Here is an 18,631-nt window from a genome sequence, read left to right as displayed (position 1 = left end):
CAAAAAGAAAAATCTCCTCAATTGAGGAGATTTATTTAATCTTTAATATGACTTGATAGTTGTTTTTGGTATTCTTCGTTTGATTTTGCTTTTTCTTCAGCAAATTTCTTGCGAAATTCTTCCATTTCTTTACTTGTCACAATCTTATCTTGAATCTTCAGATATTTATAACTGTTTTCGCCTGTTTTATCACCGACCCAACCATCTGCTCCTGTTCCTGGAACTTTCTTTGTAACAAGCATTTGGGCACCGTCTGAGTGTACAGGAATAACTAGAGCACTATCTGTCAACCATGCTTGAGCTTTAGCATATTTTGAATAACGTTTTTCGAGATCTGTTTTCTCACTGTTAGCATCATCAAGTAATTCTTTGTATTTATCCAATCCTACTGCCTTAATGGCTGAACTATCTGATCCTGGTGCAATACCAAGTGCTCCAAGAAGAGTTGGTCCAGATGTTGGATCAAATGCATCAAGATAGGTTGATGGATCTGCATAGTCTGGGCTCCATCCACTGTTTGGATTGATATCCCAGTCGATATTGTCTTTTGAAGTTGCAAGAACGGTCATACTTCCCAATTCATCATCAGAAACTTGTTGGATATCAACCACCACATTTTCAACTCCAAGAGCTTCCTCTATTGATTGTTTATACGATTGAGCTTGACGTACAAAATCTGTTTGAGTAGAGGAAACTGGCAAGTCCAAATGAATAGGGAACTGAACACCGTCGGCTTGAAGAGTTTTCTTAGCCGCTTCAAGTTTGGTTTTAGCTTTCTCTACATTATGAAGTGAATCTTGTGCATCATCTAGGCTAACATCGCTCCAAACAGTATCCAACTTGTCAAGTTCTGCTTTTGTTACTTGACCAAAAGATTGATCTCCAATTTGAACAAACGTTGGAGGTGTAAAGCTAGTACGTAATTTACGAGGGGCAACTTCATCACCAAATACTTGAGAGACAGCAGCCTTACGATCTGCTCCAAAAGCCAAAGCTTGGCGGAAATCTTTGTTCAACAAAGCTTTCTTAGTAGATGTCTTTTCTTCGTCCGTTGTTTTAGAAGTATGGTTATAGGCTACACGGTCAATATTAGTTGAAATGTAGTAGCTACCTCCTCTTTGTTGACCATACACAATGTTGTCTTTGTATTTTTCTTTGAATCGCTCATAGTTTGCAGAATTCTTAAAGAGGGGAGCTGCTGGGTAGTGGCCTTCATCAAAACCACGACCAAGAGAGTCTGCATCTTGACCATCAAAGAAGGTCAATTTTATATCATCAATAAAGACATTTCCTTTATCCCAATAGTTTTGGTTTTTTGTCATCTCGATTGAAGATTTCGATGTGAGACCTTTCAGAAGGTAAGGACCATTGTATAGAATACTTGTAACATCAGTAGGTTTACCAAAATCATCCCCCTTAGAGGCTAAAAAGTCTTCATTGATTGGTGCTAAAACACCCATCGTTGTCTTGGAATTCCAGAAAGATTCAGGATTATTAAGCGTATAAACGAGTGTATAATCATCTGTCGCCTTAATTCCAACAGTAGAAAAATCATTTGTTTTCCCGTTAATATAATCATCCAACCCTTTGATTGAATCCTGTACGAGATAGAGGGCTTGTGATTTCTTAGCGACAGCATGTTTCAAACCTGTCACGAAATCCTGAGCCTTTACTTCACCATATTCTTCGCCTTCATTAGTGTACCACTTAATCCCTTTCCGGATTTTATAGGTGTAAGTCAAACCATCTTTAGAAACACTCCAGTCCTCTGCTACAGACGGTACAAGATTTCCATATTGATCATTCTCAAGCAAACCATCGATGACATTCCCAGTCACCTGTTTAGTACTGGAATTTCCAGAAACTGTATAGTCCAGAGTTGCAGGATCCGATGAGAAGACATAAGTATAAGTCACAGGTTGGTTGGCATTTTTACCACCAGACGAACAAGCTGCTAGTAGTGCTGATGACAACACTGCTACTGCAGCCGTTAGAAAAATACGTTTTTTCATAAAACACTCCTTTAAATCAAATATATGATTATTATATCACTTTGATTTTTGAAAGCAAGGTAAAAACTAAATAAATCTCCCTAAGATGTTTTCTGTAATTTTCAAAAAATGATAAAAGTCAGTTAAGAATTTCATTTTGTGGTATAATAAGTTTATCATTATTAAGAGGTATGGACATGAAAGAAACTGTTTATTTTGGAACTTACACTCGTCGCTTATCTAAAGGGATTTACAAAGCTGATTTTAATACAGAAACAGGCCAGCTTGCAAATCTTGAGCTCTTTGCTGCTGAACCAAGTCCGACCTACCTTGCCTTTGACCAACAGCAACATTTATACACCGTAGGGAGCCAGGATGGCTTGGGTGGAATCGCTGCTTACAAGACCGACGGCACTTTGTTAAATCATGTGGTGGAAGAAGGCGCTCCTCATTGTTATGTGGCAGTAGATGAAAAACGTAGTCTCGTTTATGGGGCCAACTATCATAAAGGTCAAGTTCTAGTTTATAAACGTCAATCGGATGGTAGCCTCATCCAAACAGATCTAGATCAGCATAGCGGACAAGGTCCTCATGAAAACCAATCTTCCCCACATGTACACTTTACGGATCTAACACCTGACCAGTATCTCGTCACATGTGATCTAGGAACGGATGAAGTAACGACCTACGATGTTAGCCCAGAAGGAAAACTAAGTAAACTCTACACTTATCACAGCCAAGCTGGAGCAGGTGCTCGCCACATCGTTTTCCATCATCATTATAAGATTGCCTACCTCATCTGTGAACTCAACAGTACCATTGAAGTCTTGATTTACGATGGTGTTGGTGAATTTGAACGCATGCAAGTCATTTCGACCTTGCCAGATGGATATGAGGGATTTAATGCTACCGCCGCCATTCGTCTTTCAAAAGACGGCAAATACCTCTATGCATCCAACCGAGGTCATGATTCCATTGCTGTATTTAGCATCCTAGCTGATGGTAGTTTGGAATTATTAGAGATTGTTCCAAGTCATGGTAAAACACCACGTGATTTCGACCTAACTCCTGACCAAGAATTTCTAATTGCAGTTCACCAAGATTCAGATAATGCAACCGTCTTTAAACGTAATCCTGACACTGGTCGATTAGCTGAACTTTCTAACGATTTCCGAGTTCCCGAAGCCGTTTGCATCACATTTAAACATTAATGTAAAATAAAAATGAACTTACTTAAGCAAGTTCATTTTTATTTTATAGTTTATTTCCGACATTGATACGGTTAATGGCACGTTGCAAAGCAACCTTAGCTCGCCGTTCTTGGTCAATCAAGTGTTTATCTTGTGCTTCTTCAATCTCACGTTCAGCACGAAGTTTAGCACGTTGGGCACGGCTAATATCGATATCACGAGCACGTTCTGCTGAGTCTGCTACAATAGTAATGATGTCATTGGCAATCTCGATAATTCCTCCGTTCACTGCAATCCAGTTCACATGAGTATCGTCATCGATTCGTTTTACCTTTACTTCATCAACCGCTAAAACCGCAATCATATTTTCATGTCGTGGCAAGATCCCCATCTCACCATCCAGAGTTCGTACCGATACAAAGCTGGCATGGTGATCATAGACGAGGCCATCTGGTGTCACGATCTGGACAGTTAAATGAGCCATAGATCACCTCTTAAAATCCCATTTTCTCAGCCTTAGCAATGACGTCTTCGATTGAACCGACACCACGGAAGGCATCTTCCGGTAGATGGTCATGTTTTCCTTCAAGGATTTCCTTAAAGCCGCGAACTGTTTCCGCTACTGGTACATAAGAACCAGGTTGACCAGTAAATTGTTCGGCAACGTTGAAGTTTTGAGACAAGAAAAACTGGATACGACGGGCACGAGCAACCAAAGTCTTTTCTTCATCAGAGAGTTCATCCATACCAAGGATAGCAATGATATCTTGCAATTCATGGTAACGTTGAAGGACACGTTTGACCTCAGCAGCAACTGCATAGTGCTCCTCACCAACAATCTCAGGTGCCAAGGCACGAGAGCTTGAAGCCAACGGATCAACGGCTGGGTAGATACCCAACTGTACCAACTTACGTTCCAAGTTTGTTGTTGAATCCAAGTGAGCGAAGGCTGTTGCTGGCGCTGGGTCAGTATAGTCATCTGCTGGCACATAGATAGCCTGGATAGAGGTTACAGACCCCTTCTTGGTTGATGTGATACGTTCTTGCAATTGACCCATTTCCGTAGCAAGTGTTGGTTGGTAACCAACGGCTGAAGGCATACGACCCAAAAGGGCAGATACTTCTGAACCAGCTTGAGTGAAACGGAAGATATTATCGATAAAGAGAAGCACATCTTGGCCTTCTACATCACGGAAATATTCGGCGATTGTCAAGCCAGTAAGGGCAACACGCATACGTGCTCCAGGTGGTTCATTCATTTGACCAAATACCATGGCTGTTTTCTCGATAACACCTGATTCTTTCATTTCCCAGTAAAGGTCGTTCCCCTCACGAGTACGTTCCCCAACACCAGTAAATACGGAAATTCCACCGTGTTCTTGGGCAATATTGTGAATCAATTCTTGAATCAAGACGGTTTTACCAACTCCGGCACCACCGAAAAGTCCAACTTTACCACCTTTTAGGTAAGGGGCAAGAAGGTCGATAACCTTGATCCCTGTTTCCAAGATTTCAGATGAGGTAGACAATTCATCAAAAGTTGGAGCTTTCTTATGAATTGGCTGACGCTCAGCGTCTTCAGCGAAAGGAGCATCCAAGTCGATGGTATCTCCCAAAACGTTGAAGACACGTCCCAAAGTTTCTTTACCTACTGGAACAGAGATTGGACGGCCTGTGTCCAAAACTTCCATTCCACGAGTCAAACCATCTGTTGATTCCATGGCGATCGTACGAACCATACCATCACCCAACTCCAAGGCTACTTCAAGGACGATTTTTGTTTTTCTTTCGTCATTTTTGTAGACGACAAGTGCATTATTAATCTCAGGAAGTGCTTCCCCTGCTGCGAACAAGACGTCGACAACGGGTCCAATAACCTGAGCAATTTTACCTGAACTCATCTCCTTCTCCTATTCTATATAAGATACTGTCGGTTCCTAGTTCAACTAGGTCCTAAGTTCATTTTCATACGAGCTGGACTAGAGCCTATTCTAAGGCACTAGCCCCCGCTACAATTTCTGTAATTTCTTGTGTAATCGCCGCCTGTCTGGCACGGTTATACTGGATTGTCAAATCATTGATGACTTTCTTAGCATTATCAGTCGCCGTTTGCATGGCTGTCATACCTGCAGCATTCTCAGCTGTCTTGGCATCGATGATAGCCCCGTATATCATACTTTCTGCAAACTGAGGTAACAACTGCTCTAAAATCTCATCACGACTCGTTTCCAACTCAAAGGTCAAGCTATACTCTTCATCTGCTTCATTTGGATCTAAGTCAACAATCGGCAGCATTTGTTCCACACGCATTTGACTTGTGAGAGTATTGACATGATGGTTGTAACAAACATAGAGTTCATCAAAAAGTTCATTTTGATACATTTCAATCGTTTTTGAAATAATTTTACGAACTTCATCAAAACTTGGTTGGTCAGCCAAGCCACGTAGTTCATAGATTGGTTGAATGCCACGAGCCTTAAAGAAATCAGCTCCCATACCACCAATACAGATTATCTCAAAACCTGTACCATCTGGATGGTATTCTTCTTTCAGCTCCATCACAGCTTTAAGGATGGAAGCATTATAACCTCCAACCAAGCCACGGTCTGAAGTAATAACGATATATCCTGTTTTCTTAACTGGGCGACTAATGAGCATCGGATTGGTAGAACCACCAGATCCGTTACCATGCAGAATATCCGTCAAAAGCTTACGAACTTTCTGAGCGTAAACTTGGAAGTTGCGAGCTGCTTCTTCAGAGCGACCTAGCTTGGCAGCCGATACCATTTGCATGGCATTGGTGATTTGACTAGTATTTTTTGTTGAGGCGATTTTTGTTTTAATATCATTTAGAGATACTGCCATTTGACACCTCTATTCTTATTGGAAGCTGGATTGATTGAGAAACTCTGTAATCGCAGCATCCAAGACTGCTTCTTCTGGCAAGTCTTTTGTTTCACGAATAGTTTCCAAAATCTCTGGATGTTGTGCATCAAAGAAATCATGAAACTCTTCCTCAAAACGAACAATGTCATCTACAGGAATCGTATCCAAGAAACCATGTGTCAAAGCATAAAGAATGGTTACTTGTTTCTCAACAGGTAATGGTTTATGAACTGGTTGTTTCAGAACTTCAACGGTACGACGTCCACGATTTAACTTAGCTTGAGTAGCCGCATCCAAATCAGAACCAAACTTAGTGAAGGCTTCCAACTCACGATATGAAGCAAGGTCGATACGAAGTGTACCAGCAACCTTCTTCATAGCTTTGATTTGTGCAGAACCACCTACACGAGATACAGATGAACCCGCATCGATAGCTGGACGAATACCCGCATTGAAGAGACCATCGCCAAGGAAGATTTGACCATCTGTGATTGAAATCACGTTAGTTGCGATATAAGCAGAGATATCTCCTGCTTGTGTCTCGATAAATGGTAAAGCTGTGATTGAACCACCACCAAGTTCATCAGAAACCTTAGCTGAACGCTCAAGCAAACGGCTATGAAGGTAGAAAACATCCCCAGGGAAGGCTTCACGACCTGGTGGACGACGAAGCAAGAGGGAAAGTTCACGATAAGCGACCGCTTGTTTTGAAAGATCATCATAAACGATCAAAACATGCTTCCCTTGGTACATAAACTCTTCTGCCATAGCAACCCCAGCATAAGGAGCTAGGAAGAGCAATGGAGAAGGTTGTGAAGCAGAAGCTGTCACAACGATTGTGTAGTCCAAGGCACCGTACTGACGAAGTGTTTCAACTTGCGTACGAACAGTTGACTCTTTTTGCCCAATCGCTACATAGATACAGATCATATCTTGACCTTTTTGGTTCAAAATAGCATCAATAGCGATGGTTGTTTTCCCTGTCTGACGGTCACCGATAATCAACTCACGTTGACCACGACCAATCGGAACAAGGGCATCAATAGCTTTCAAACCTGTTTGCAATGGTTCTGATACAGACTTACGTTGCATAACGCCAGGAGCCGGCGCTTCTACTGGACGAGACTTATCAGTATGGATTTCTCCAAGACCGTCAACTGGACGACCAAGTGGATCCACAACACGTCCAATAAGGCTCTCACCAACAGGAACTTCCATGATTTTACCTGTACGGCGAATGGTATCGCCTTCACGAATATCTGTAAAGTCACCTAGGATGATAATCCCAACGTCTGTTGACTCCAAGTTCTGCGCCATCCCATAAGAGCCGTTTTCAAAAATCAACAGCTCCCCACTCATGGCATTTTCAAGGCCGTGAGCACGCGCAATTCCGTCCCCGATATAGGTTACAACACCTGTTTCAGATACATCAAAATTGGGTTTGAAATTTTCAATTTGTTGCTTAATTAAAGCGCTGATTTCTTGTGCGTTAATTGCCAAAAGAACACCACTTTCTATTTCAAATTTTCTTTAACAACTCGAAGTTGTTGTTTAATACTCACATCAATTGTCTTGTGATTAGCAAAAATGACAAAACCACCAATGAGTCCTTCATCAATTTGTTCTTTGACGCTCCGCACTTTCAGAGACATTTTTTTCTCTATCAATGGGAGCAGACGTTCCTTCTGTTCATCTGTTAAAGGATGAGCTGAAGAAATCGTGACTACAAAACGATTGGTCTCTTTTTCAAGGCGATTCAAACAATCTGCAATTACTTCATAAAAAAGATTTGCTCTGTGATTGTAAACCAGAACTTGAATAAAGTTTTGCATTAAAGGTGACACAGAGTCTTGAAAGAAACGAACTGTTTTTTCCTTATCTGACTCATCGACTGCCACCTGAGCTAAAAAAGAAGGTAAACCCGTTTCTTCTGCGACTTGCTTGATTTGATCCAAGTCTGAAAAAATCCGGTCCTCTTCTCCTTTTTCAATCACTAATTGGACAAAAGGCATGCTGTACTTTTCAATGACCTTTGCTGTTTTCTTGTCCATTAGGCTTCTCCTAGCTGATCGATATACTGATCAATGAGTTCCTTATGGGCATGACTGTCAAGGTTTTGTGAGATGATTTTCCCAGCTAGACTAACTGTCAAATCTGCCACCTCGCCCTTAACACTTTGTAAAGCTTCAGCTTTATTTTGAGCAATTTCTTGGTGGGCTTTTTCTTTTAAGCGCCCTGCTTCAAGTTTAGCTTCGGCTAAAATATCGGCTTTACTTTTCTCAGCAGTTCCCTTTGCATTCTCGATAATCGTTTTAGCTTCGGTACGGCTACCTGCTAACTCAGCTTCACGTTTGTTAGCTAGTTCCTCAGCCTTTTTACGGGCTTCCTCGGCACCATCAATATCTGAAGAAATCTTTTCAGCACGTTCATCCAAGATGCTGGAAAGATTTCCCCAAGCATATTTTTTCACTAAAAAGATCAATAAAAGGAAGGAACCAGCGATAAGAATAAAGTCACCGATAATGGTACTAATAGTTAAATCCATCTTCTAATCCTCCTCTACTTACTCTTCCCCTTCATTTATTTTTTTACCAATGTACATAGATGACAACATGGTAAATACATAAGCCTGAATACATGAAATGAAAATTGAAAAGGCTGTCCATAACATGTTTGCGATAAAGGCAAAAGGATACCAATACAAAGCATTTTGTGACAAGGCTAATAGCAATCCAGCTAAGACCTCACCGGCAAAAATATTTCCGTAGATCCGAATCGCCAAGGAAGCAAAATTGGTGAACTCTTCTAAAATGTTCATCGGAGTCATAAAGCCAGGTGTAACAAATGCTCTCAAATATTCTTTAACGCCTCTACGACGAACTCCTTCTACATGGGCGATCAAAGTGATCAAGAATGATAGGGATAAATCGTATCCAAGGTTGGCTGTTGGGGAAGTCCACAAGTTATAACCGTTTGTTGTTTGTACTTTTGCCATTAAGCCGATATTATTGGCAACCAAGATAAACAGAAATAGAGAAAACAGAAATAAGGAATAATCCTTGATGTATGATTCTCCAATGTTTGGTTTGGTAAAACCAATCACAAAGTCGTAAATCATCTCAAGAGCATTTTGTTTGCCCTTTGGACGGATGGTCATTTTACGACTTGCCCAGTAGACAAAGGCAAAAACCATCAAAACAGTTACAAGAGACATGGCAAGCAGGGTCAAATCAAAGGATATTGGTCCAATATTAACGGTTGGATTCAAACTTTCTTCCATGGTTTGACACCTCCATTTCTAAATAGAGTTGTCTATTTAATGACAAATGACATCGCCAAGGTTACAAAGAATGTTCCTTCGATAAAGGCAATCCCCATAATCATCAAACTACGCAATTGTGGGATGATATCTGGTTGGCGTGCTGCAGATTTGAACAAACCGTTCATCAAAAATCCTTCTGCAAGAGATACACCCATACAGGCAAGACAAAGTCCGAAAAATGTTAAATTCATGACGAATTCTCCTTTTATTTAAAATTTACTTACTTAGTTTAGTCCTAAAATTTGTTTTTGTCAACTTTTTACTTACATTGGAAGCGTTTCAGATGATTTATTTCTATTTTTGCTATTTTTATACCACTGTATAGATAAGTTTCTCATTTTATGATGAAATGTGTTTCCACTTTTTCTATATTTTCCGAAATAAATTGAAAAATCCAAGTTTAGAACTTGGATAGATTCATTTTATTTGAAATAGTAGGAATAGTGTCGTTTACACCCTGGATTAAATGGAGATTTGCAATAAGGGCAGGCTATTTGTTTTTGATATTCTTGAAATGTTATTGTCCTCTTACAAGCCCCACATAAAATCGGTCGATCCTCCGAAAGCGTCAAGGGGTAGGGTGAAAACAAATGCGTTTCTATAGCATTGTGGCACTGATAGCATGCATAGTATTTCTTGCATTCATAACACTGGAGTGAAACAATATCCTTTTCACTATGATAATGAACACATCTGCTTTTATCATCTACCAACAATCCTTGCACTTGAATCGTTCCCTTTTCCTTATCTAGGCACGAACTGTGACGCTGGTTCCATCTTCCTTATAGAGATTGATAAGACCTTCCTTGAGAGCTCGAACCATATCCCCAGCTTGCACAGGTTGAGGAACCTTAATGGTCAAGAGTTCCATTGGATTTGGAGCACGGTCGATTTTATTGCCTTTAGAATCGTGAAGATTTTCGATATAGGTTTCAAAATGACGGAAACCTGGTCCATAAAACTCAACTTGATCTCCTTCATTGATAACATTCCGTTGACGAATGGTTGCTGTCTGGGTTGCATCATCATAAGAAACCACCTCAGCGACAAACTTGTATTCAGGGATTTTACGACGTGCACCAAACAACTGTTCATTTTCTGTAGGTGTGCTATAGTAGAAACCTGTTGCCAATTCACGTTGGGCAACCTTCCACATCTCATCTACCAGGTTTTGTTTAATAGCTTCAAATTTTTCTGGGCTTTCAAGGTAAGCATCCACAGCCGCCTTGTAACAGTTAGTTACTGTTGAAACATAGTGGATTGACTTCATACGACCTTCAATTTTTAGACTATCTACACCATTTTCAATCATATCTGGAATATGGTCAATCATAGACATATCAACGGCTGACATTGAAAATTCTTCTGGAATTTCACCTTTAAGACTCTTACGTTCTTTACCAAAGGGCATGTCATAAAGATCATATTTCCAACGACAAGACTGAGAACAGCCACCACGGTTAGCATCACGCATACTCATATGATTTGAAAGCGTACAGCGACCTGAGTAGGAAATACACATCGCTCCGTGGACAAAGGATTCAATCTCTACGTCTGTGCGTTTGCGAATCTCTGCCAATTCTTCCATTGAGACTTCACGCGCCAAAACGACACGAGTCAAGCCCAGTTCTTTCCAGAACTCAAGAGTTTCATAGTTCGTCGCACTGGCTTGGGTAGAGAGGTGGATTTCAAGACCTGGTGCTTCTGTTGCTGCAATCATAATCAAGGCCGGATCTGACACGATAACTGCCGCAATCCCAATGTCACGCAACTTACGGAACCACTCACCAGCCCCAGCTTCATTTCCTTCGTGCATAACCATGTTGGCAGCTACATATACCTTGGCACCATACTTGGCAGCGAACTGCACGCCTTCTTCCATCTGTTCAAAGGTGAAGTTTCCTGCACGGCTACGAAGACCATAAGCTTGTCCACCTATAAAAACAGCATCAGCTCCATACCGAACAGCCACTTTTAGCTTCTCTAAAGTCCCTGCAGGCGATAAAACCTCAGGACGTTTTAATGTTTTTGTCATTTTTTCTCCTATTTGCAATATAAAAGTTTGACGTTTTTCCTTCTCATTTTATAGTAAATAAAGGATAAAATCAAGCCTAGACAGATTGTTTTGACAATTCTAATCTTTTAAGAAAACAAAAAACTAGCCTTTCTAAACTAGTTATTTTCAAGATAAAATTCAAAGCGTTCACCCACGTATTGACTCTTTACATATTCGAAAGCTGTCCCATCTTCAAGATAAGAAACCTGAGTCAAGGCTAAAATCGCATGCCCCTTTTCGACTTCTAGATAGTCAGCAATCTTTTCCTTAGCCAATCTCGCATAAATGGTCTGTTGAGATTTGCCAATCCGGTAGCCATACTGCTGCAAGGTTTGAAAGAAGTGACTGGTGATTTCTTCTTTTTTGAAATCCTTAATAAATTTCTCAGGAATGGATGCGACTTCATAGACTAGTGGAACTTGGTCAGCATAACGCACCCGTTCCATGCGGATAATATTCTCTGTTGGAGTAATCCCCAGCTTTGCGACCTCTTGCTCATTTGGAATGGTTCTTCTGTAAGAAATGAGTTGGCTGGAAGGTACTTTCCCCTGAGATTTGACAATCTCCGTAAAACTGGTTGTTCCTCGCATTTTTTCTTGGACACGAGTGCTAGAGACAAAGGTTCCACTTCCTACACGACGCTCCAAAACTCCTTCCTCGACCAAGAGAGAGATAGCTTGGCGTAATGTCATCCGGCTAACTTGAAACTGTTCAGCTAAATCTCGCTCACTTGGAAGCCTCTCTCCGATTTTCCAATGATGCTCATCTATATCCTTCTTGATCTGATCGTGGATTTTCATATAAGCTGGTAACATGATTCTCACTTCTTTTCTTTATTTTCTCCATTGTACCGTATTTGCTAAGAAAAAGTCAAACTTTGCCTTGTTTAGTTGGTAATTCGCCCCTATTTGTGATAGAATATTGAAAAAGATATTTCTTTTGAGAAAGGAAAAAGATGAGCAACATTTCAACTGATTTGCAAGATGTCGAAAAAATCATCGTGCTGGACTATGGTAGCCAATACAACCAGCTGATTTCACGCCGTATTCGTGAAATTGGTGTTTTTTCAGAGCTAAAAAGTCACAAAATCTCAGCTGCAGAGGTTCGTGCGATTAACCCTGTAGGGATCATCCTCTCTGGTGGACCAAACTCTGTATACGAAGATGGTTCATTTGATATTGACCCAGAAATTTTTGAACTTGGCATTCCAATTTTGGGAATCTGCTATGGTATGCAACTTTTAACTCATAAACTTGGAGGAAAAGTTGTTCCTGCAGGTGATGCTGGTAACCGCGAGTATGGCCAATCACCACTTACTCATACCACTTCTGCCCTCTTTGAAGGGACTCCTGAAGAACAGATTGTTTTGATGAGCCATGGCGATGCTGTTACAGAGATTCCAGCTGATTTTGTTCGTACTGGTACTTCTGCTGACTGTCCTTATGCAGCTATTGAAAACCCTGACAAGCACATCTATGGTATCCAATTCCACCCAGAAGTGCGCCATTCTGTATACGGAAATGATATCCTTCGCAACTTTGCCCTTAACATCTGTAAGGCTAAAGGCGACTGGTCAATGGACAACTTCATCGACATGCAGATCAAGAAAATCCGTGAAACTGTAGGTGACAAGCGTGTCCTTCTCGGTCTATCTGGTGGTGTTGACTCTTCTGTTGTTGGAGTTCTTCTTCAAAAAGCAATCGGTGATCAATTAATCTGTATCTTTGTAGATCACGGTCTTCTCCGTAAGGGAGAGGCTGACCAAGTTATGGACATGCTTGGTGGTAAGTTTGGTTTGAATATCGTCAAAGCAGACGCTGCAAAACGCTTCCTTGACAAACTTGCTGGCGTTTCTGACCCTGAACAAAAACGTAAAATCATCGGTAACGAATTTGTTTATGTCTTTGATGACGAAGCAAGCAAGCTAAAAGATGTAAAATTCCTTGCTCAGGGAACGCTTTACACTGACGTGATTGAGTCTGGTACAGATACTGCTCAAACCATCAAATCACACCACAATGTTGGTGGTCTTCCAGAAGACATGCAGTTTGAATTGATTGAACCATTGAACACTCTTTATAAAGACGAAGTCCGTGCCCTCGGTACAGAGCTTGGTATACCAGACCACATCGTATGGCGCCAACCATTCCCAGGACCAGGACTTGCTATCCGTGTCATGGGTGAAATCACTGAAGAAAAACTAGAAACTGTTCGTGAATCTGATGCTATCCTGCGTGAAGAAATCGCTAAAGCTGGTCTTGACCGCGATATCTGGCAATACTTCACTGTCAACACAGGCGTTCGTTCAGTTGGTGTTATGGGTGATGGTCGTACTTATGACTACACAATCGCCATTCGTGCGATCACTTCTATCGATGGTATGACTGCTGACTTTGCCAAAATTCCTTGGGAAGTCCTTCAAAAAATCTCTGTACGTATCGTAAACGAAGTGGACCACGTTAACCGTATCGTCTACGATATTACAAGTAAACCACCTGCAACCGTTGAGTGGGAATGATTTATAAACATAATTTGAAGTGAAATGGTTGATTTAACAGCATTTTCAGTTATTATAAAAGGTTAAAAATCAGTCAAATTTGATTGATTCCCCACCAAAAACCCCACCAGAAATAAAATGTTCTGGTGGGGTTTTACATTAAAAGTAAACTTTAAACAAATTGTTAAAAAATGTTTTGATCATATAATCGTATCTATGAAGTAGCTAAAATTATATACGATGAATCTCTGGAAAAATATACTTAATATTTGCTAATAAATTATCTGGAACATTGTTTCTATAAATAACATGAAGATTAATTTTTGCCCTTGAACATGCTACATATAATAGATTACGTACTGTATTAAATCGTTTATCATCAATTTGATTACCATAATTTTCAAAAAAATATTTACAATAATCCTTTTTACCAGCAAAATTATCCTGTAACATAACAACTACATTATCAAATTCAAGGCCTTTTGAACCATGTAATGTATAATAGCTAATTCCCTTATTTTTTAAGTCATCAAAAATATAATTATACCACTTGAAAAATTGAGAAATATCTAGATTAAAAAATTCATCAATAACTGACATTTCTCTCTCCATTTCCTCCTCTGAATCCTGGAAATAATAAAAATAATCATAGGCACGATTTTTTATATCCAATAAAATGTTTTCTACAGCATCATCTATTGCGAATATTTTTCTTAGAATATCTTCTCCTGAGATTTGTTCTCGAATATTAGCAATTCCATCAAGACATTCATTAAATGTCAGTGTTGCAAGGTTAATTTTTCTTGAACTACTAATAAATTGTTTCATCTCTGCAAATGTGAGTGTTGATTTATAAGAAGTTATAAACTGGACAATCTCCCTAACTGTTGAATTATCGTCTCCTATTTTTTGAATAAAGTCTATGAAAGTTAATATTTCTCTTAAAAACCATCCCATATGTTGCAAGTTCTGCTGTAAAAATTCATTAGTCACATTTTCATAGCTAGCACCACTAAATCTAGGAAATTTTTTCAAAATCGACAATAATTCATCAAATCCTCGGGCTTTTGAAATATCATCATTTTTCATTAGCAGACAAGATGTATTATTAGTCAGGTTATTTGTTTGTAAAAAAGTATCTAAATTGAAATCTTCGCCAGCTATATAAAAATTGTAAGTTCCATTATCAAAATCACTATATATAGATTGTTGACCAAAACGGTCATTCCTAATTTTTTCAATCAACTCTACGATTTGCTTAGAAGAACGGCGATTGAAGATTTTCTCAATACTCTTATATTCTTCTTTATTTGGCAGAATACCTACTCCTGAACCATAAATATTTTGTAAAGAATCACCAAAAAATCCCACTACTAAGTTTTTCTTTGGATTCGAATATTCCCTGACACTATCGATAATAGCAACAACCTTTTTATCCGTATCTTGATACTCATCAACTAGGATATAAGGATATCTATCTGAAAATAGTCTCTTTAACAAATCATGACTCGTAATAATATTTTTACAATAAAGCAATAATGTATCATGACTAATTACATAATTATCAAGCTTATCTTTATTTCGAATTGGATTATAGATTATTTTTCCAGACTTCTTTTTCTCGATTTCCGTTAGTGCTCCTTCTAATTTATACTTATTATTAATATGACTAACTAGACTACGAAAATTAGAAATATTTTTTAATAAATTGTTTTTTTCAAAATATTCATTATAAGCTAGAATTGCTGCTTTAAAATTGACTGCAGGAGTACTAGGTGTATTGTAGAAAACTTTCAAGAAGTCTTCATTACAGATAACTTTTTGAAACTCAATCTGATTCACTTGACTGGATAGCGAATTTTCACTTATCTTTTGATCAATTCCATAAAGTTCCTCTTTAATTTTTTTTTCATGTTCTTGAGTTAGTAACTCTTGTTGAACGGAAATAAATCCCCATAGAAATTCATGAATTGTAGAAACTACAATTGAAGAATTTTTTCCAAGTCGAGCAAGAATTTCATCTTTTGCAGCATTAGTATATGTAATACATAAGATTTTTTGATTTCTTAACTTTAAATTTTCTCCCTCACTCTTCAAAATATGTTCAATTGATTTTTGAAGTGCATAGGTTTTCCCTGCACCGGCACCAGCATCGAAACAAAAGCTCTCGAAATTATCTAAACAATCATTAATCTTTTGCTGAATATCTAACTCTAGTTGTTTATTCTCTTGACTAATTGTATATGTCATAATTTACTCCTCAAAATAATCACAAAGCGACTCTAAACCTGATTCAATATACTTAGGAAGTTTGAGATTAAAGGAATCCTCAGTTACAGATAAGAATACTAAACCTGTAGAAAATTTTGATTTTCCATCAGACAATTTAACTTGATACATGTATGATTTACTAGCTATATCTGAATTTTCATTAATATCTTCAAAGTATTTCATCTTCGGATGGACATGTTGTAGAAGTTTAACCAAGGATTTTTTATATTTTTTTTCATCGTCATCATCTATAGCATTTGTTAAAACAATTGCTTCCTCAAAACTAGTAGCATAATATCCATTAATTTTGCCTTGGGATAATAGAGTGATGTTATTATAGTCAATAATCAGTTCTTCATTGTCAATAATCTTTTCGATTATCTTGTTATTAATCTCACCATATTTAGCTTCTTTATCATTTAGCTCTTTTTTTATAAAAAATTGCAGAGTACCGTTCGTACTCAAGGAGCTTGTCGCAGTTGCATATTTACCCTCTAAATCTGATATATTTTGTGGAATCACATCAGGATCGTCATTATCTTTTATATCAACTTTCTTTTCAGATTCAGATCTTTTTAAATCTAAATCTGTAAAAATAATAGTTTTAATTTCTAATAAATCCAATAAACTAATAAACTGGTGAGCGTATGCTCCATCAATTCTGTACACTTTAATATGATGATTTTTCAATATTGGATGTTTATCGATCTCGTATCTCAAGTAAGTTTCTTCAGAAACTCCCTCAACTAGAACAACTGCATCAGCAAAAAAAATATCTGATATCTCTAGCCTTAAATATTTTTTGATGTATTCATAAGATTTTTTATCAATTTCTCTACCAGATACTATCGCGTTATCGATTATGTTTTTTATAATAGTATTCATACCTACTTGGCCTAGATAAATGATATTATTTAGAGTGTTTCCTGATTGAATCTTACTGTTTAGGATATGTGTTGAGTGAGTTGTGATGATAATTTGAAAAGTGTCTAGCTGCTGTTTGTTACCTAGTAATGTAGCAATAGCTTTTGAAATATTTTTTATAAATAATTCTTGCATCTGAGGATGCATAAATGACTCTGGTTCCTCAATACATAGAATGTTTATTGAACCATTTATATCCTTCTCGTTGTATAGCTCAATATAATCAGCAATTTTTGCAATAATAACCATCAAATTTGTATATCCCATTCCAAACTGACTTTCAGGTATATTATTATTCCGCTCTTGGTACTCATAAATAATACTGTTTGCAAAAATCTTCTCTAAAGTTACATCTGGATGTAAATTCATTTCTAAATTCTTAATTGACTCAATACTAGATACGGCACTTTGAAGAATATCCTTTATATTTGCATCAACCATATCCTTTACTTGGTAATTAATGTCATCAACTAAACTACTAATCTCTACATTATCATTATTTTTTATATAAGTTGAAACTATTTTATTATAAGCTTGTGAAAGTGTCCTGTCACTTTTTACCGTATTTGCTTCTATCGTTTCTACTTTTAGTAATGAAGATAAAGAGAACTCCTTAGCAGGATCCTCTCTTCCTATAGGATAAAAATTTAATGCAAAATAATTACTACTAAATAAACTTAAAAACTGTCTATATTGAATCTCTTTTTTATAGATATTTTTTTTATCTTGTGAATCTCCTGTGTCTGAATAAGTGGTTTTTATTTTAATAAGCTCATCTCGAAAATATTGAGCATCTACCACTTCATACTTAACATTAATAGTTACTTCAGCAACCTCTTGATTTTCGTTAGTTCCAACTGTTTTTATACCGCTTAATATTAATACATCTTCGAAACTTGAAATTACATCATTATCATCATCGATACCTAATATCAACTGAAATTCTAGTTTAGGGAAACAAGACTTATCAATATTTTCTATCTCTTCTTCAGATTTATTCTCAATATTTTCATGATACCAACCTGATAATATTTTTAAATTAAAATCGGAGTGTTTGAAAATGCCACGGCTTCCGGACTTACTATTTTGTAGTGTATTTAATAATTTGACTATTGTACTTTTACCAGCATTATTTTTTCCTACGATTAATGATGAACTTTTTGATATATACTCTTCCGTTATATTTAACTTATTTCCTTCATATTCATCGCCTGACATTTCTGGCCATTTGCTATGAGCAAAGTTAATAGTCTGAGCTTCTTCACCATATTTTCTATAATTTTTTATTGATAAACTTTTTAAATACATATAATTCTCCTAATACTTTTTTATTGCTATACTAAACTTACACGATAGTTATAACCTATTCTGAGGTAACTTCGTATTTTAAAACTTCATCTATACTTAGTAATAAAATCATTATTTAATTAAAAAATCGTTCTATGATTAATTTTTTAAATTTCTAATAAACTTAAAATTACTGCTGATTCGTTA

Annotated in this window: 16 protein-coding genes; 2 read left to right on the top strand and 14 right to left on the bottom strand. The window is 37.7% G+C overall.

What is annotated here, in order from left to right; translation table 11 throughout:
* Window positions 1-35 precede the first annotated feature (35 nt).
* Complete coding sequence (locus tag KIH88_RS04160; protein ID WP_213988490.1) at window positions 36-2,012, bottom strand: peptide ABC transporter substrate-binding protein; 1,977 nt, start codon at window positions 2,010-2,012, stop codon at window positions 36-38.
* Between the two features lie 176 nt (window positions 2,013-2,188).
* Between KIH88_RS04160 and KIH88_RS04155 the strand changes: the two genes are divergently transcribed.
* Complete coding sequence (locus KIH88_RS04155; protein ID WP_213988489.1) at window positions 2,189-3,202, top strand: lactonase family protein; 1,014 nt, start codon at window positions 2,189-2,191, stop codon at window positions 3,200-3,202.
* A gap of 43 nt (window positions 3,203-3,245) precedes the next feature.
* Here the strand turns inward: KIH88_RS04155 and KIH88_RS04150 are convergent, their stop codons facing one another.
* The 11 genes from KIH88_RS04150 to KIH88_RS04100 form a co-directional block, all read right to left on the bottom strand.
* Window positions 3,246-3,665: a F0F1 ATP synthase subunit epsilon gene (locus tag KIH88_RS04150; protein WP_000940837.1), complete on the bottom strand. Its 420-nt coding sequence runs from the start codon at window positions 3,663-3,665 to the stop codon at window positions 3,246-3,248.
* A gap of 10 nt (window positions 3,666-3,675) precedes the next feature.
* Window positions 3,676-5,082 carry a F0F1 ATP synthase subunit beta gene (atpD, locus tag KIH88_RS04145; protein WP_213988488.1) on the bottom strand — a complete coding sequence of 469 codons (1,407 nt, stop codon included), beginning with the start codon at window positions 5,080-5,082 and terminating at the stop codon, window positions 3,676-3,678.
* Window positions 5,083-5,167: 85 nt separating this feature from the next.
* A complete protein-coding gene (locus KIH88_RS04140; RefSeq protein WP_000301231.1) occupies window positions 5,168-6,046 on the bottom strand; it encodes a F0F1 ATP synthase subunit gamma in 879 nt (292 codons plus the stop codon).
* Window positions 6,047-6,061: 15 nt separating this feature from the next.
* Entirely contained in the window at window positions 6,062-7,567 is a 1,506-nt protein-coding gene (atpA, locus tag KIH88_RS04135; protein WP_000996624.1) for a F0F1 ATP synthase subunit alpha, read from the bottom strand.
* Window positions 7,568-7,581: 14 nt separating this feature from the next.
* Complete coding sequence (locus KIH88_RS04130; protein ID WP_000358986.1) at window positions 7,582-8,118, bottom strand: F0F1 ATP synthase subunit delta; 537 nt, start codon at window positions 8,116-8,118, stop codon at window positions 7,582-7,584.
* The gene (atpF, locus tag KIH88_RS04125; RefSeq protein WP_213988487.1) at window positions 8,118-8,612 is read right to left on the bottom strand and encodes a F0F1 ATP synthase subunit B; all 495 of its coding nucleotides are present in this window, start codon (window positions 8,610-8,612) and stop codon (window positions 8,118-8,120) included. The genes KIH88_RS04130 and atpF overlap by 1 nt, the downstream gene beginning before the upstream one ends.
* Window positions 8,613-8,630: 18 nt before the next feature.
* Window positions 8,631-9,347: a F0F1 ATP synthase subunit A gene (gene atpB, locus KIH88_RS04120; RefSeq protein WP_000392938.1), complete on the bottom strand. Its 717-nt coding sequence runs from the start codon at window positions 9,345-9,347 to the stop codon at window positions 8,631-8,633.
* A gap of 32 nt (window positions 9,348-9,379) precedes the next feature.
* On the bottom strand, window positions 9,380-9,580 hold the full coding sequence (locus tag KIH88_RS04115; protein WP_001054551.1) for a F0F1 ATP synthase subunit C: 201 nt from the start codon (window positions 9,578-9,580) through the stop codon (window positions 9,380-9,382).
* A gap of 231 nt (window positions 9,581-9,811) precedes the next feature.
* The gene (locus KIH88_RS04110) at window positions 9,812-10,120 is read right to left on the bottom strand and encodes a CHY zinc finger protein (protein ID WP_213988548.1); all 309 of its coding nucleotides are present in this window, start codon (window positions 10,118-10,120) and stop codon (window positions 9,812-9,814) included.
* 17 nt (window positions 10,121-10,137) lie between these two features.
* On the bottom strand, window positions 10,138-11,424 hold the full coding sequence (locus KIH88_RS04105; RefSeq protein WP_213988486.1) for a peptidase U32 family protein: 1,287 nt from the start codon (window positions 11,422-11,424) through the stop codon (window positions 10,138-10,140).
* A gap of 137 nt (window positions 11,425-11,561) precedes the next feature.
* On the bottom strand, window positions 11,562-12,260 hold the full coding sequence (locus tag KIH88_RS04100) for a GntR family transcriptional regulator (RefSeq protein ID WP_000936179.1): 699 nt from the start codon (window positions 12,258-12,260) through the stop codon (window positions 11,562-11,564).
* 140 nt (window positions 12,261-12,400) lie between these two features.
* On the opposite strand from KIH88_RS04100, the gene guaA reads away from it, so the two are divergent.
* Window positions 12,401-13,963, top strand: coding sequence for a glutamine-hydrolyzing GMP synthase (guaA, locus tag KIH88_RS04095; RefSeq protein WP_213988485.1), 1,563 nt, complete (start codon window positions 12,401-12,403; stop codon window positions 13,961-13,963).
* Window positions 13,964-14,173: 210 nt separating this feature from the next.
* Here the strand turns inward: guaA and KIH88_RS04090 are convergent, their stop codons facing one another.
* Window positions 14,174-16,192, bottom strand: a complete 2,019-nt coding sequence (locus tag KIH88_RS04090; RefSeq protein WP_213988484.1) for an ATP-dependent helicase — start codon at window positions 16,190-16,192, stop codon at window positions 14,174-14,176.
* 3 nt (window positions 16,193-16,195) lie between these two features.
* Window positions 16,196-18,445 (bottom strand): AAA family ATPase, encoded by a 2,250-nt coding sequence (locus KIH88_RS04085; RefSeq protein WP_213988483.1) that lies wholly within the window; start codon window positions 18,443-18,445, stop codon window positions 16,196-16,198.
* Between the last annotated feature and the right edge of the window lie 186 nt (window positions 18,446-18,631).

The organism is Streptococcus oralis (assembly GCF_018448765.2).
GTDB classification, from domain to species: domain Bacteria; phylum Bacillota; class Bacilli; order Lactobacillales; family Streptococcaceae; genus Streptococcus; species Streptococcus oralis_BM.
This window is presented reverse-complemented; position numbering and strand designations above follow the sequence as displayed.